This is a genomic window from Accumulibacter sp. (assembly GCF_023806625.1).
In the GTDB taxonomy this organism is placed as follows: domain Bacteria; phylum Pseudomonadota; class Gammaproteobacteria; order Burkholderiales; family Rhodocyclaceae; genus Accumulibacter.
Genome location: NZ_JAMTDX010000079.1, coordinates 1 through 14,883 on the forward strand (window position 1 = coordinate 1; position 14,883 = coordinate 14,883).

13 protein-coding genes, 1 tRNA gene and 2 pseudogenes are annotated in these 14,883 nt (G+C 65.0%); 7 read left to right on the plus strand and 9 right to left on the minus strand.

The genetic code is table 11. The features are described 5' to 3' along the window. Window positions 1–111: 111 nt before the first annotated feature. Window positions 112–357: a hypothetical protein gene (locus tag NFW05_RS13015; RefSeq protein WP_295307518.1), complete on the plus strand. Its 246-nt coding sequence runs from the start codon at window positions 112–114 to the stop codon at window positions 355–357. 314 nt (window positions 358–671) lie between these two features. Here the strand turns inward: NFW05_RS13015 and NFW05_RS13020 are convergent, their stop codons facing one another. Together NFW05_RS13020 and NFW05_RS13025 are read right to left on the minus strand one after the other, a co-directional pair. Next, a complete protein-coding gene (locus NFW05_RS13020; RefSeq protein WP_295307521.1) occupies window positions 672–2,312 on the minus strand; it encodes a glycosyltransferase family 39 protein in 1,641 nt (546 codons plus the stop codon). Between the two features lie 33 nt (window positions 2,313–2,345). Continuing rightward, window positions 2,346–2,553 (minus strand): annotated as a pseudogene (locus NFW05_RS13025) (transposase); the annotation flags it as partial. Between the two features lie 271 nt (window positions 2,554–2,824). On the opposite strand from NFW05_RS13025, the gene NFW05_RS13030 reads away from it, so the two are divergent. Beyond that, window positions 2,825–3,052: a transposase gene (locus NFW05_RS13030; protein WP_295307554.1), complete on the plus strand. Its 228-nt coding sequence runs from the start codon at window positions 2,825–2,827 to the stop codon at window positions 3,050–3,052. Beyond that, the gene (locus NFW05_RS13035; RefSeq protein WP_295307523.1) at window positions 2,965–3,276 is read left to right on the plus strand and encodes a transposase; all 312 of its coding nucleotides are present in this window, start codon (window positions 2,965–2,967) and stop codon (window positions 3,274–3,276) included. Before NFW05_RS13030 ends, NFW05_RS13035 begins: the two co-directional genes overlap by 88 nt. On the opposite strand, the gene NFW05_RS13040 is transcribed toward NFW05_RS13035, so the two are convergent. From NFW05_RS13040 to NFW05_RS13060, 5 genes are all read right to left on the minus strand, one after another. Then, window positions 3,255–4,240 (minus strand): IS5 family transposase gene (locus NFW05_RS13040; protein ID WP_295307526.1). Its coding sequence is split into 2 segments (ribosomal slippage): window positions 3,255–3,406 and window positions 3,406–4,240, totalling 987 coding nucleotides; the frame shifts between segments, so codons are not numbered across the junction. The genes NFW05_RS13035 and NFW05_RS13040 overlap by 22 nt on opposite strands. Window positions 4,241–4,547: 307 nt before the next feature. Beyond that, window positions 4,548–4,623, minus strand: a tRNA-Lys gene (locus NFW05_RS13045). 288 nt (window positions 4,624–4,911) lie between these two features. Continuing rightward, window positions 4,912–6,390 (minus strand): ammonium transporter, encoded by a 1,479-nt coding sequence (amt, locus tag NFW05_RS13050; protein ID WP_295307529.1) that lies wholly within the window; start codon window positions 6,388–6,390, stop codon window positions 4,912–4,914. Between the two features lie 10 nt (window positions 6,391–6,400). Beyond that, the gene (gene glnK, locus NFW05_RS13055) at window positions 6,401–6,739 is read right to left on the minus strand and encodes a P-II family nitrogen regulator (protein WP_295307533.1); all 339 of its coding nucleotides are present in this window, start codon (window positions 6,737–6,739) and stop codon (window positions 6,401–6,403) included. A gap of 53 nt (window positions 6,740–6,792) precedes the next feature. Next, window positions 6,793–7,671 (minus strand): TorF family putative porin, encoded by an 879-nt coding sequence (locus tag NFW05_RS13060; protein ID WP_295307536.1) that lies wholly within the window; start codon window positions 7,669–7,671, stop codon window positions 6,793–6,795. 242 nt (window positions 7,672–7,913) lie between these two features. Here NFW05_RS13060 and NFW05_RS13065 point away from each other — a divergent pair, with 242 nt between their 5' ends. The 4 genes and pseudogenes from NFW05_RS13065 to NFW05_RS13080 all read left to right on the plus strand — a co-directional run. Continuing rightward, window positions 7,914–8,159 (plus strand): accessory factor UbiK family protein, encoded by a 246-nt coding sequence (locus NFW05_RS13065; protein WP_295307539.1) that lies wholly within the window; start codon window positions 7,914–7,916, stop codon window positions 8,157–8,159. Window positions 8,160–8,383: 224 nt separating this feature from the next. Further along, entirely contained in the window at window positions 8,384–9,883 is a 1,500-nt protein-coding gene (locus NFW05_RS13070; RefSeq protein ID WP_295307542.1) for a YifB family Mg chelatase-like AAA ATPase, read from the plus strand. 1 nt (window position 9,884) lies between these two features. Continuing rightward, on the plus strand, window positions 9,885–11,108 hold the full coding sequence (locus NFW05_RS13075; protein ID WP_295307545.1) for a multidrug effflux MFS transporter: 1,224 nt from the start codon (window positions 9,885–9,887) through the stop codon (window positions 11,106–11,108). 22 nt (window positions 11,109–11,130) lie between these two features. Next, window positions 11,131–11,700: pseudogene (locus NFW05_RS13080) on the plus strand (transposase); the annotation flags it as partial. 120 nt (window positions 11,701–11,820) lie between these two features. Here NFW05_RS13080 and NFW05_RS13085 read toward each other — a convergent pair. Both NFW05_RS13085 and NFW05_RS13090 read right to left on the minus strand, forming a co-directional pair. Next, entirely contained in the window at window positions 11,821–13,131 is a 1,311-nt protein-coding gene (locus NFW05_RS13085; RefSeq protein ID WP_295307548.1) for an Nramp family divalent metal transporter, read from the minus strand. 131 nt (window positions 13,132–13,262) lie between these two features. Next, a complete protein-coding gene (locus NFW05_RS13090; RefSeq protein WP_295307551.1) occupies window positions 13,263–14,540 on the minus strand; it encodes a CBS domain-containing protein in 1,278 nt (425 codons plus the stop codon). Between the last annotated feature and the right edge of the window lie 343 nt (window positions 14,541–14,883).

Below are 14,883 nucleotides of genomic sequence, written 5' to 3' on the forward strand. Positions count from 1 at the left end.
CCGAAGCGGTGGCTGCCAAGCCACCCGATTTACAGCAGTTTACGGACTTGATCCGAACTCGGCTGGCGACCCATCTACCCCCATCGCTCTGACGGCCATCTGTTCATCACCGTGCTGGCCTACCAGTGCGTGCCGTTCCTGCGAACCAGACTGAAGAACACGGGAATCACCGATAGCTGGGCGACCCTGCGCGACATCCTCTCGGTTCAGCGTCGCGTCACCGCCACCTTCAGCCAGCGCGACGGCCGCTCGCTGCCTGTCCGCAAAGCCACCGTCGCCGAACCCGATCTCATGGCGACCTATCGCGCGCTCCGCATCAGCGCCACACCAGGAGGAACCAAGAAACTGATCACCTGAATCCGAACCGACGCCCCTGTCGTGCCACTCGATGCTTCATTGGCTCTCAAGTGACTGATTCAGCGATAGGTTCTTTGGGGGATGCTAAAGATGGGCCAAGCCAAGATCATCGAATCGAGCGACGGAATCTAAAGCAGATTTTGGACTTGACCCCCGCTCGCCGCCCGCAACCCAACTCCGGCGCCCGCTCAGATCCTCCCGAGCCCTCCGCAGCCCTACCGTACCCACACGACGCTCCGAAGTACGGATCAACTTCTCATTTCGCTTGGCTAGTCATGCAATTTCACAACTGACAACGCAAAAAGCCAATGCAATCAATGATCGAATGCAGCCCCGGCGCGGCCGGTCCGGAGGATGGCCCCGACCCGCCGGGCTGCCGCTCGCTTCCGTCCCGGCTCATTTTCCGAGTTTCCCCTGCGCGGATGACCGCGATAGTCCTGGCACAAGTAGAGGTCGATCCGGCGCGGGGCGCCACTACCGCTGGAGTCGACGATCGTGTCGACCTTGGTCAACGCCCGGCAATAGGACGGCAGCTGAAGCGGTAGCGATGACCGGTCGTGCATGTCGTCGATGGCGAGTATGCCGGTGGCTCCCTCCATGCCGTCCTCAGGCGGCCAGAAGTCGAACTGCAGCGCGCGTTCTCCGAACACATCCTGAGCGTAGGTCCGGGCATGCCCTTGCCGATAGAAGGCGAGCATCGCACTGCTCTTGTGGTTGGTCGAGAACACGAACGATCTTTCGCCGCGTCCCGAGAGTTCTCGCTGCAAGTCATCGACCCGCTTCGCCGCCTCGGGCCAGCCGCTCCAGGTATCGAGGTCACCCAGGCGGGCGTTGGGCCAGCTCACCGCCACGATCGCTGCCAGAAGCAGCGCGCACGAACTCGCCAGGCCGAGCTTAAACGAGCGCGGCACCGTCCCGCCGGCCAGCCGTTCCTCGACCGCCAGGATGATCAGCGGCCAGTATGCCGGCGCCAGCCAGTTGGGCTTTACCATCGAGCGGAGGCTGACGGCGGTGAACAGCACCAGGGGGACGGTCGCGGCTGCGATCAGCAGCAAGCGCCGATCGTCCGTCAACAGGTCCCGCCATCGGCGCAGCGCCGCGAACCAGGTCATCAACGCGATCACCAAAAGGTACGGCGTGACAAAGCCCAATTGCGTCGCAATCAGCTGCAGAAAGTGCCGCAGTTGCCAGCGGTTCATTCCGGCCGCCCGCTCGGACGACTGGAACGCGAACGACGCCCAGTCGTGCTGCGCGTTCCAGATCACGACCGGAGCGAACACCAGAGACGCCAGCACGACTGCGACGTACGGCTCCGGGCGCCCCCACCAATGCCTCTGCCTCTGCGAGGCAAGCAGAAAGAGCGCGAGCGCGGGCCCGAGGAGCACCGCGGAGTACTTCGACAGCATCCCGAGCCCGAAGAAAATCCCCGCGGCGTACCACCAGCGGCCGTTGCCAGTCGCCGCTGCTCGCCAGACGGCCCAGATCGTCGCGGTCCACGCGAAGAGGAGCGGCGTGTCCGGAGCGATCACGACGCCGTACGCCGCAGTGATGCCGATCAGGTTCAGCGCCAGCAGCGACCACCACTGCACCTGCCGATCGCTGCCGAAGTCGGTGAGCAGCCGCGTCCACACCACGTTCAACGCAATCGACCATCCGACGGCGGCCATCTTGATGCCGAACGCGCTGGTGTCGAACAGTGCGGTCGTCAGCGCGATGCTGTAGCTCGCCAGCGGCGGATGATCGAAGTACGAGAGCGAAGGATCGCGGCTCCACAGCCAGTAGTAGGCCTCCTGCGGCGACAAGGGCACGATTGCCGCGAGCGCCGCGTGCAGCAGCGCGAAGGCCGTGATCAGGGTCCACGCCGAGCGATCGATCGGCGCCGCAAGGGACGCCGCAGCGGGCGCGGCGCCTCCTCCCACTCGGGCATCAACGGCGCCTGCAAGCTGTTGTCGCATAGAGAATTCCCTGTTCGGCGCCCTTCGCCGTGCTCAGGACGCACCTTGGCTGTGAAGGCCCAGAAGCTGCCGCTTGGCGATGACCAGATTGGCCAGTGCAAGGAGGATGCGCAACTGCGCCGTATTCTTGTTCAGCCCCTTGTAGCGAACCTTGCGGTGGCCGAAGAGATGCTTCAATGTGAAACGGGTGCTCGACCTTCGAGCGGAGGCTCGCCTCGACCGATTCCAGACGATGCAGCAATGGAAAATCGACCAGAACGGCGCGACACCTGACCGCGAGCGGTCGGCTTCCGGAACTGGAGCCGCCTTGGCCCATACCGAGGTTCATTGATCAACGGTTCCTAAACGGCTGCAAATCGGGTGGCTGGGCAGACACCGCTTCGCTTCGCCGAGATGGCGTTGTCAAAGCGTCGAGCGAGCGAAGGAGAGAAGCGATGGATGGATATGAGCTTAGTGTAGGAAAGGAGTTTTTGCCAGGGTTCTTGACGGATCAGGACGGGCTGGCGAAGCTGATGGAGGCGGTGCTGAACCAGATCTTGGAGGCGCAGGTGAGCGAAGCGTTGGCAGCGGATCGGCACGAGCGGAGCGAGGAGCGGGAGGGTTACCGGAATGGGCATCGTGTGCGGACGCTCTGGACACGCCGGTGGGGCCGTTGTCGCTGCAAGTGCCGCAGACGCGGGAGGGGGCGCTCTCGCCGGAACTCTTCAAGCGCTACCAGCGCAGTGAGCAGTCGTTTGTAGTGGCGCTGATCGAGATGGTGGTGCAGGGGGCGTCGGCGCGCATGGGAACCGCTGATCAATGGACCCCAGCACGCGCCACGGCCGCGCCAGGTTCGGAAACGGAGCGCTCGCGGTCAGGCGTCGCGCTGTTCGGTTGCATTTCGCCGGTGCTCAAAGCCTCGTTCTGGCCTTGCCCGCCCCTTTTCGGGGCCCTTCGCCGTGCTCAGGACGCACCCTGGCTGTGAAGGGCCAGAAGCTGCCGACTGGTGATGACCAGGTTGGCCAGCGCAAAGAGGATGGGCAACTGCGCCGTGTTCTTCTTCAGCCCCTTGTAGCGGACCTTGCGGTGTCCGAAGCGATTCTTCACGATGTGAAGGGGTGCTCGACCTTCGAGCGGATGCTCGCCTTGACCGATTCCAGGCGAGGCAGCAATGAGCCAGGCTGGCTCTCTTTCGGGATCGCGTTCAGCTTGCTGCGCTTGGCCGCCACCGGCCAGTCGATGTCCCGGTCCTCCAAGTCTTCGCGCTTCTCGACACCGGTGTAGCCGGCATCCAGAACCACGGTCTTCTCTTCGCCGTGCCGCACTTCGGCCGTCTGCGTCACGTCAGCGACGTTCGCCGCCGTTCCGACGACCGTGGGAACCAGACCGCTCTCGGCGTCGACGCCGATGTGCGCCTTCATCGCGAAGTGCCACTGGTTGCCTTTCTTCGTCTGGTGCATCTCCGGATCGCGGGCCTTCGCTTCGTTTTTCACCGACGCCGGCGCCGGAATGATCGTCGCGTCCGCGATCGTCCCCTCGCGCATCATCAGACCCTTCGCCGACAGGTGCGCGTTGACCGCCTCAAACACGGTCTCCGTCAGACCCCTTTCCTCCAGCAGGTGACGAAACTGCAGCAAGGTCGTCGCATCCGGCACCGCCTCTCGCGAGAGATCGATCCCGACGAATCGCCTCAACGCCTGGCTGTCGGTGATCGCGTCCTCCACCCCCTCGTCCGACAGACCGTACCACTGCTGAACCAGAACCACCCGCAGCATCCGCTCGAGCCCGACCGGCGGGCGACCCCGCGTGCCTTCCGGGTAGTGCGGCTCGATCACTCCGAGGACTTCCCGCCAGGGGACCCCCTTCTCCATCTCGGCGAGAAACCGCTCCCGCCTCGTCACCCGCTTCTTCGCGGCGAACTCGGCCTCGGAAAAACTGATCTGCTTCATCACCCGGATTCCTCATCCGCTACCCGGGGATCATAGCAAGAGCATCCCGCGCAACGCCGATTGAATCAGCGTTTCCCCAGCAAGACAATTACACAACCGGCCACCGAAAAACCCAATGCAATCAATGATCGGATGCGTTGGTCGCCCAATGGTCAGACGGAGAAAAGAGAGGAATTTCCGCCCAGAAGGGCGCGAAAACGGGCCTTGGGCGCGGCAGCCAGCCAACGCATCCGGGAAACCATGCCGCGCAAACATGCACTTATGACGCAAAAAAGCCCCGACCGAGAACGGCCGGGGCTTCGTTGTCTGGTGGGTCGGGAGGGACTCGAACCCTCGACCAATGGATTAAAAGTCCACTGCTCTACCGACTGAGCTACCAACCCGAAGAGGCGCGGAAGTATAGGAAACAGGGGCAATACTGTCAACGAACGCGTGGCGCGCCGCCAACGAGCGTATGGCGTGCCCCGTCCCATGGCTGCAGGACGTTGCAGCGCCGCTCACTCCCTCCACCGGGCAAATGCCGCGATCGTCGCGAGCCCCCATCGGAGCGCCCAGCCGGGAGCTTCATGCGAAAGCCCTCATTTGCCTGTGCCCCTGCAAAAAAAGAGGGCGCCGCGAGGGCGCCCCGAGGGGAGAGTTGGTGTCCGGTCAGACCTCAGTCCGGTCAGACATCAGTAGTGGTAGGCCGTTTCGCCGTGCGAGGTGATGTCCAGCCCTTCGCGCTCCTCTTCTTCCGGAACGCGCAGGCCGATGACCAGATCGACGAGCTTGAAGGCCACCAGCGAGACGACGCCAGACCAGACGATGACCGTGCCGACGCCCCAGAGCTGGCTGATGATCTGCGCCTTCATGTCGAAATCGCCGACCTTGTTGAGCACGTAATCGTAGACTCCCGTCCCGCCCAGCGCCGGGTCGGCGAACACGCCGGTGAGGATCGCTCCGAGCATGCCGCCGACGCCATGAACGCCGAAGACGTCGAGCGAGTCGTCGGCCCCGATCATCCGCTTCAGGCCATTGACGCCCCACAGGCAGATCACTCCGGCGAGCAGACCGATGACGATCGCTCCGACGACGCCGACGAAGCCGGCTGCGGGGGTGATCGCCACAAGGCCGGCGACGGCACCCGAGGCTGCGCCGAGCATCGACGGCTTGCCCTTCAGCGCCCATTCCGCGAGCATCCAGGACATCGCTGCGCAGGCCGTCGCCACCCAGGTATTGACCATCGCCAGGGCGGCGGCGCCGCTCGCTTCGAGAGCCGAACCGGCGTTGAAGCCGAACCAACCGAACCACAGCAGCGAGGCGCCGATCATCGTGAAGGTCAGGCTGTGCGGAGCCATCGATTCACGTCCGTAGCCGATCCGTTTGCCCATCACCAGTGCGCCGACCAGCCCGGCCATCGCCGCGTTGATATGCACGACGGTGCCCCCGGCGAAGTCAAGAGCGCCCTTCTGGAACAGGAAGCCGGCCGTCTTGGTCGCCGCGTCGCCGGCAGCGGCGTCGACATAAGCGTCGGGACCGGCCCAGTACCAGACCATGTGCGCCATCGGCAGATACGAGAAGGTAAACCAGGCGACCATGAAGACGAGGATCGCGGCGAACTTCGCGCGCTCGGCGAAGGCGCCGACGATCAGAGCACAGGTGATCGCCGCGAAGGCTCCCTGAAAGACCACGTAGGCCAGTTCGGAAACGACTACGCCCTTGGTGAAGGTGGCCGCAACGGAGTCGACGGTGATCCCCTTGAGAAAGACCTTGTCGAGCACCCCGAAGAAGCCACCGCCCTCGGTGAAGGCCACCGAGTATCCATAGACGACCCAGAACACGCTGATCAGCGAGAAGGTCACGAAGACCTGCATCAGCACCGAGAGCATGTTCTTGCTGCGCACCAGGCCACCGTAGAACAGCGCGAGGCCGGGGATCGACATCAGGATGACCAGCGCGGCGCTGGTCATCAGCCAGGCGTTGTCGCCCTTGTTGGCCACCGGCGCAGCGGCAGCCGGAGCGGCGGCTTCGGCGGCAGGCGCCGCGGCGGGTGCGGCGGCCGGAGCCACCACGCTGGTCGCCGCGGGTGCAGCCGGCTTTTCTTCGGCCCAGGCCGGCGCGCTGACACCGACGGCGCCGAGCAGGGCAAGGACTGCGAATAGGCGTTTCATGGTCTGCTCCTTACAGTGCGTCTTCACCCGTCTCGCCCGTGCGAATCCGGATGACTTGTTCAATCGTCGAAATGAAGATCTTCCCGTCACCGATCTTGCCGGTGCTGGCGGACTTTTCGATTCCCTCGATCACCTGATCGAGCAGCGAGTCGCTGATCACGGCTTCGACCTTGACCTTGGGCAGGAAGTCGACGACGTACTCGGCGCCTCGGTACAGTTCGGTGTGCCCCTTCTGGCGGCCGAAGCCCTTGACTTCGGTGACGGTGATGCCCTGCACACCGATCGCTGACAGCGCCTCGCGGACTTCGTCAAGCTTGAAGGGCTTGATGATGGCGGTTACCAGTTTCATTTTGCGCTCCATGCAAGGGGAGGATCACCCTCCCCGGTTCAACGAGTAGCCGGTCAGAAGGTCCGGCTGACCGAAACGACCGCGATGCCGCGTCCGGCGTCCTTGAAGTGCGAGCCGTACGTCAGCACCCCGTTCACGTCGGAATTGGAGTTCGAGAAGCAGTACGGTTGGTAGGTCGTCGCTCCGGAGCAGTCGCCGGCGGCGTTCGTGCCGATGTACGAAAGAGCGAGCACCCAGCCGCTGATGTCCTTGGTCACCCCGAGCTTCCAGTCGGTGTAGTCGCCGTCCGAGACGTTCTTCATGAACAGTCGTCCCAGGTGGGCGTTGATTCCCCAGCCGTCGCCGAGGTCGTAGTTCGCCGAGAGGTCGAGATACTGGGTCCCGCGCGTACTCTGACCGGTGGACTGGCCGAGGCTGTTCACGCCGCGCAGCGAGAAGTAATCGTCGACCGCGTAGAAGTACTTGAGCGACAGGAACTTCCACGAAGCGCCGAGATAGACTTCCGCGTTGTGGACGGCGCCCGAGTTCGCGCCGGTTCCGAGGATGCTGGCCGTCGAGCCGGGATAGTAGTAATAGATCGCGCCGAGGTCGATGCCGAAATCGCCGAAGCTGGCCTTGTAGCCGCCGTAGAAATCCATTTCGAGATTGCCCTCGGGGAATCCGGCGCCGGAACTGACGTTCGAGTTCCAGTTGCCGAGATAGAAGCCGCTGGCGTGTGCATAGTCGAATCCGCCCTGCAGCGCCGGTTTGCCGAAGGTCTGGTCGATGCCGCGGAAGCGGTAACTGCTGACCAGCGCGAGATTGCCGGTGAGCGCGTGCGGGCTGGCCTCCTCGGCGGGCGGAGAGTCGGTCTGCGCCGGATCGTCGGCGAGAGCGATGGCTGGCGCGGCGATCGCCGCGGACAGCGCAGTGGCAAGAACGATTCTATTCATGGCGGGTTCCTCAACAAGAAAAAGGGATACACGGCTCGAAAAGCACACTTCGTGCCAGAAATGGTTTGTCGCAATGCATCAGGAGCTTGCCGGGATCCGGGGAACTCCGCGAACGACCATCGCACTCGCTTAGCGCGGCTGGTACGGCCGATGCACCACGATGGTGCGACACGCTGGCCCTGGACAGGCTGTGCTAAACTCGTAGCGCCCCCGAAATCCTCAGCACGCCATCGGTGACCTCCATGCTCGACCCGAAATTCCTCGAAGAGATCGGCAGCCGCATCAGTGCCGCGATTGCCGCCAGTCCTGCCGCGGACATCGAGAAGAATATCCGCGCGCTGCTGACCAGCGGCTTTGCCCGGCTCGATCTGATCACTCGCGAAGAGTTCGACATTCAGGCGCAGGTGCTTCAGCGCACGCGCGAGAAGCTCAAGGCGCTGGAGGCCCGGCTCGACCGCCTCGAAAACCCCCCGCCGCCGGAGCCGTGAATCGTTCGTCCGGCACCGCGTTCTCCCGCAGCGCTGCCAAGAGCCGCCAGGCAGCCGAGCCAAGCCTGCCGCGCCAAGTCATCACGTGCGGCGCGCTGCACACCAGGGACGCGAGAGCGCGAACGGCTTGGGCGGGAGGCGAGTTGCGCGAGAAACTGATCCGCTCGACCTGACCGCCCGCCCGGCCCCGCGCCGCCGCCCATCCGACCAGGCCATCGTCCCGCATGCCCCTTGCCATCGTCCATAGTCGCGGCATCGATGGACTGGCCGCTCCGGCGGTGGCGGTCGAAGTTCATCTGGCCGGGGGCCTGCCGAGCGTGACGCTCGTCGGCCTGCCGGACACCGAAGTCAAGGAGGCCCGTGATCGCGTGCGGGCGGCCTTGCAGAATTCCGGCTTCGAATTCCCCGGCCGGCGGATCACGATCAACCTGGCACCGGCCGACCTGCCCAAGGAATCGGGGCGCTTCGATCTGCCGATCGCGCTGGGCATCCTCGCTGCCTCGGGCCAGATCCCGGCGCCCGCGCTGGCTGGCCACGAGTTCGCCGGCGAGCTCTCGTTGTCGGGCGAACTGCGCCCGATTCGCGGGTCTCTGGCGATGGCTCTCGCTGCCGGCAGAATCGGGCGCAGCTTCGTCCTGCCGGTGGCCAGCGCCCGCGAAGCGGCGCTGGCCAGCAAGGCGAGCGTCCTCGCCGCGGGAAGCCTGCTCGAAGTCTGCGCGCACCTCACCGGGCAGGGCCGGCTCGCCGAGTGTGTGGTCGGCGACGAGCGCGGCGACGATGCCGGCGATTATCCCGACCTCGCCGAGGTTCGCGGCCAGGTCCAGGCCAAGCGCGCGCTCGAGATTGCCGCGGCCGGCGCGCACTCGCTGCTCCTCGCCGGTCCACCGGGAACCGGCAAGTCGATGCTCGCCAGCCGACTGCCGGGCCTGCTGCCACCGATGAACCTGGCCGCGGCGCTCGAATCGGCGGCCGTCCTGTCGCTCGCCGGGCAGTTCGAGCTTGCGGCCTTTCGCCGGCATCCGTTCCGCGCGCCGCACCATACGGCTTCCTCGGCGGCGCTGGTCGGCGGTGGCAGCGTCCCGCGCCCCGGAGAGATATCGCTGGCCCACAAGGGGGTGCTGTTCCTCGACGAGATTCCCGAGTTCGACCGGCGCGTCCTCGAGGCGCTCCGCGAGCCGCTCGACTCGGGCCGGATCCACATCTCCCGGGCGGCGCGACAGGCCGAGTTCCCGGCCGAGTTTCAGCTCGTCGCGGCGATGAACCCCTGCCCGTGTGGCTATTTCGGGGATGCGCGAGGCCGTTGCCGGTGCACCCCGGATCAGGTGCTGCGCTACCGGCAAAGGCTGTCGGGTCCGCTGCTCGACCGCATCGACCTGCAGATCGAGGTTCCCGCCGTGCCGGCCGAAGTGCTCCAGCAGGCGGCCGACGGCGAACCGTCGACGCTCGTCCGCGAGCGGGTCTCGGCGGCCCACGAACGGCAGATGCAGCGACAGGGCAAGACCAACTCACGGCTGGGCGGCAAGGAGATCGACGCGTTCTGCCAGCCGCAGCCAGCCGCGGCTGCGCTGCTCAGGCAGGCGATCAGCCGTCTCGATCTGTCGGCGCGGGCCTTTCACCGACTGCTCAAGGTCGCCCGAACGATTGCCGATATCGAATGCAGCGACACCATAGAGGCCCAGCACGTCGCTGAAGCCATCCAGTACCGTCGCTTCGCAAAGGATTGACATGGCTCACCCGACCCGGTCACCCGCCGTCCAGGGCATCGTCTTCCTGCTCGCCGCGCTCGCTGCGCTCGGCCCGTTCTCGATAGACACCTATCTGCCGTCGTTCGACGACATCGCCACCTCGCTGGCGACGACACCGCCCGCCGTGCAACAGACGCTGACCGCGTACCTGCTGCCCTTTGCGCTGATGACTCTCTGGCACGGGGCGATCTCGGACGCACTCGGCCGTCGTCCGGTGATCCTTTTCAACCTGGCGACCTTTGCCGCTGCCTCGATCGGCTGCATGCTCGCCGGCAGCATCGAGCAACTTTGGGTTCTGCGCGCACTGCAGGGGATGACTGCCGGCGCCGGCCTGGTCATCTGCCGGGCCATCGTCCGCGATCTGCACGACGGGCCCTCGGCGCAGCGTCTGATGTCGCGGATCATGATCCTTTTTGCGCTCGCGCCGGTCGTCGCGCCGATGCTCGGGGGGTGGCTGCAGGTCTGGCTCGGCTGGCGCGCGATCTTCGCCTTGCTGGTCGTTCTCAGCGTCGCGCTGTGGCTCGCCTGCTGGTTCCTCCTGCCGGAAACGTTGCCTGTCGACCAGCGCCAGCCGCTGCGCGCCGGCGATCTGCTGCGTGGCTACCGGACGGTCCTCGGCGCTCGCCCCTTCCTGCTCGTCTGCGCCGCGCTGGCCTTCAATTTCGCGGCCTTCTTCATTTACGTGCTTTCCGCCCCGACCTTCCTGATGCACCACCTCGGCGTGTCTCCGACCGGATTCCTCTGGCTCTCCGTTCCGGCAATGGGTGGGCTGATGATCGGCGCGTGGCTCTCCGGCGTTCTGGCCGGCCGGCTTTCGCCGCGGCGAACGGTGGGCACCGCCTACCTGGTGATGGCTGGTTCGGCGGCGCTGAACATCGCCCTCAACCTCGGCGGGTCACCCGGTCTGGCGTGGAGCGTGCTGCCGATCTTCGGTTTCACGCTCGGGATGTCTCTGGCGATGCCCAGCCTGACTCTCCAGGCGCTCGACCTGTTTCCCGAACAACGCGGACTCGCCGCCTCGTGTCAGGCCTTTGTGCAGGCCGCCTGCAACGCACTGGCCGCCGGCGTGATCGCTCCGGTCGTACTCGGATCGACGACGCTGCTGGCGTTGGGGATGGGCGGCCTGATGCTGCTCGGCGCCTCGGCGATTTTCGTCCGCCAGCGGCGCCTCGGTCTGACGGTCCGGGTCGTCTGTCTGCCCTAGCCCGCCGGGCGCCGCCGAGCACTTCCCCAAAGCCACGGTGTGCTTCGACCGCTTCCATGTCGTCGCCCTGGGCAGCAAGGCGCTCGACGAGGTCTGCCGGGCCGAGGTGAGGAGCCACCCCGAACTCTGGGGCACGCGCTGGAGCCTGCTCAAGACTCCTTCCGCATGGACGACCTCGCAACTCCAGACCATGCATTGGCTGCAGCGCTCGAACCTCAAGACCGCCCGCGCCCGGCGCATCAAGCAAGCCTTGCGCGCCATCTACGCGACCGCCCGATCGCCTGACGAAGCCAAGCCCCCGTTCCAGCGCTGGCTCAGCTGGGCCAGACGCTGTCGCCTCGTGCCCTTCAGGCGCCTCGCCCGAACGATCACCAGCCATCTGAACGGCGTCCTCAGCGGCTCCGCGACCGGCAAGCACAACGGCCGCGTCGAAGCGATGAACCGCGCCCTCCAGGAAGCGCGCACCCGCGCCCGCGGCTATCGCCGCGTCGAAAGCTTCATCGCCATCGCCTATCTCGTCGCCGGCAAGCTTACCCATCTGCCTGCCCCACCCTTTGCCCAGCTGACCGTCTTTCCACACGAAACGGAGTAAACCCTGATACTGTTCTGGCGCACTGGGCCAATCTTGGCCGCCGTTACTCACCCTCGTGCTACCCTCTTGCAGCGGCGCATCAATAGGGTCGAACCGGGGGCGAGGTAGCCCGTTGGCAGATCATCCGCCGAGTTTCACGCCACACCACTCGAGCACGGTGAGAATGATCAGCGACAGGGAGAGCAGACTGACGACGATCGCGATGGTCCAGGCCAGCAGGTTATGGGCCTTGCCATTCACGTGGCTGCCCATCAACTCGGAGTTGTTGACCAGTTTCAGGATCGCGAACAGCTCGATCGGCAGCAACAAGCCATTCACGACCTGCACACCGAGCAGCACCGGAATTACTGGCAGGTTGGGGATCAGAGCGAGCGCCGCGCCGAGTGCCAGCAGCACCGTAAACATGCCGATGAACACCGGCGCCTCACTCCACGAGCGCGAGACACCGCGTTCGAAGCCGAGTGCCTCGCTCATCACATATGTGGTCGACAGAGGCAGTACTCCACCCGCGAGCAGGCACGCGCCGAGCAGGCCAGTCGCGAACAGGTAGCTCGCGTACTGCCCGGCAATCGGAGCCAGCGCCAGCGCGGCGTCGGCGGCGGTCTCGACCTGCTTGCCGATCGGAAACAGCGTCGCGGCGGTGGCGATGATGATGAACCCCGAGATCGCCACCGCAAAAAAGGTGCCGCTCCACACGTCGACCCGCGTAAAACGATAGTCTTCCGGTTTCACACCCCGCTCGGCCACCGAGGACGTGACGTAGAGCTGCATGTACGGCGTGATGGTCGTGCCGATCAGCGCGATCAGCATCGTCAGATATTCGGGATCAGTCTTGATCGTCGGGACAATTACCCCGTCGAGCACTTCGTGCCAGTCCGGCTTGCCCAGGAACGCCGCGGCGATATAGCTGAGGAAGGCGAGTGTCAGGACCAGGAAGATCTTCTCGACCCGGTTGTACGAGCCGCGCGTGATGAGGACCCAGAGCAGCACGGCGGAAACCGGTACGGCGACATAGCGATTGACGCCGAACAATTCTGCCCCAGCGGCTATGCCGACGAACTCGGTGACAATGACGCCGAAGTTGGCGATGAGCAGCGCGAACAGGATGAACGCCGTCATTCGCAGCGAGAAGTTTTCCCGGACGAGGTCCGAAAAACCCTTGCCGGTTACAGCGCCGAGGCGCGCGCACATTTCCTGCACCGTCCCGAGGCAGAAGAGGATCACCAGCATCACCCACAGGAACGCATAGCCATAGGCCGCGCCGGCCGAGGCATAGGTCGCGATGCCGCCGGCATCGTTCCCGGCGTTCGCAGCGATCAGCCCGGGACCCATGGCCATGATGTAGGGCCAGATTTTCCGCTGCTTCTGGCGCCCGTGCTCAGGTACCGCCACCGCCTCAAGTTGATCGTTTGTCTGATTCAGATTGACCATGATTGATCTCGCTTTCCAGGCGCTGAAGCGCCAGCCAGGTTCTCTGCCGGGCGCGGAATCGGGGCGGGGCGCCCCGCCGAACCTGCCCTTGCCGTGCGGGCAATGGCCCGCGTCACTTGTGATCTCTTGAGCTAGACGAACGCACGTGCGCCGCGGCTCTGCCAGATCTCCGGCAGAAGCTCGGCCAAAGCGTCGTCTACCGTGACGATGCCGATCATCCGCTCGGCATCGTTGAGAACCGGAACCGCCAGCAGGTTGTATTCGGCCATGATCCGTGCCGCCTCTTCGGCGCGGTCCGCTGGCCGGACGGTCGGCGTATCGTGATCCATGACCTCGGCCAGAGGCGTGCTCCGGTCGGCGATGACCAGGCTGCGCAACCGCACGATTCCGCGCAGCGCGACGGCGCGGTCGTCATTCGACTTGCTTGCTCGTGGTTCTACTGGCGCGGTGTCCTGGGCGACGACATAGACCGCCAGCAGCGGATCAGGAACCTCCGGTAGCGCCCGCAGCAACGCCAGTGCGTCGCCGACCGTTGCAGTCGCGCGTACGCGCACGAAGTCGGTGCGCATGATCCGGCCGGCGCTGCCTTCGGCGTAGCCCAGTAGTTCCTGGACCTCTGCCGCTTCCTCGGGCGCCATACTGGCAATGATCTGCTCGGCGACCTCCTCGTCGAGATCCTCGAGCGCGTCGGCGGCGGCACCGGGAGACATTTCCTCGAGAATGTCGGCGGCGCGCTCCTTGTGCATCCCCTCCAGCAGGTCGGTCAGCCGTTCTTCACTCACCTCCTCCAACATTTCGGCAGCGGTTTCGTCGTCGAGGGCGGCGACGATCTCTGCGCTCTCACGGTAGGAGAGGGCATCGACGATCCGCGCCAGGTCGACCGGGTTAAGCTCGGAGAGGCGGTCGTAGGAAACCTTCAGCTGAACCGGAGCCTCGCTGGCCAAGTACTGCGCCTCCTGCCAATCGATGATGCGCCGGCCGACGACTCGATGCGCCAGCGAACGAGGGCCGAGCCGACGCAGCAGCGCCTGCGGGCTGACGTCGACACCGACGAGCCGGTAAGCGCGCTCGACGCGAACGACCTGAACGTCGTTGACGCGTACAATGCGGCGGCCGGAGATGTCGATGATCTGATGGTCGAGCACATCCTTGCGGAGCAGGATCTCACCGTCACGGCGCAGGAAGGGGCGCAGATTCACCGTCGACGACCCGAGATGGGCCACCTCGTGGATTGATTCCAGCTGTGTGGCCGGAACGAAGAAGTTGCGGCGCCCATCGCGGATGACCAGGCCGGTCACCGGCGGATATGGCTCGTCGCCAACCTTCACGATCAGGTCTTCGAGCCGGCCGATCAGTTCATTGGTCTTGCCGCGGACCGGTTGGTCCAGGAGTGATGCTAGATAAAGCATGTTTTGCCTCCTCTCGCCGCCAGAGCGGCGCAAAAAAGCCTCCGACACCGCAAGGGTGTGGAGGCCAGGACGCTAGATGCGCGGCTTGCCCGCCAAGGGGCGCGCGCTGGGCGATCCGCTGGTTACACCGCTGCCGTGGCCAGGCCACGCCGTGTTGGCGAGTCGGTTGAACTAGGTAAACTGCCCAAGTTTCTTGCCCCGTTTTAAGAAGTGCCGAATTTTCGGCGAAAAGATGCTCTCTTGCACTTCATTTCTGTGTATTTATTGTGCCTTCTTTGTGCCTTTGTATGCTCGTCCTTGTTAAGGAACCGCTGATCAATGGACCTCAACACGCGCCAAGGCC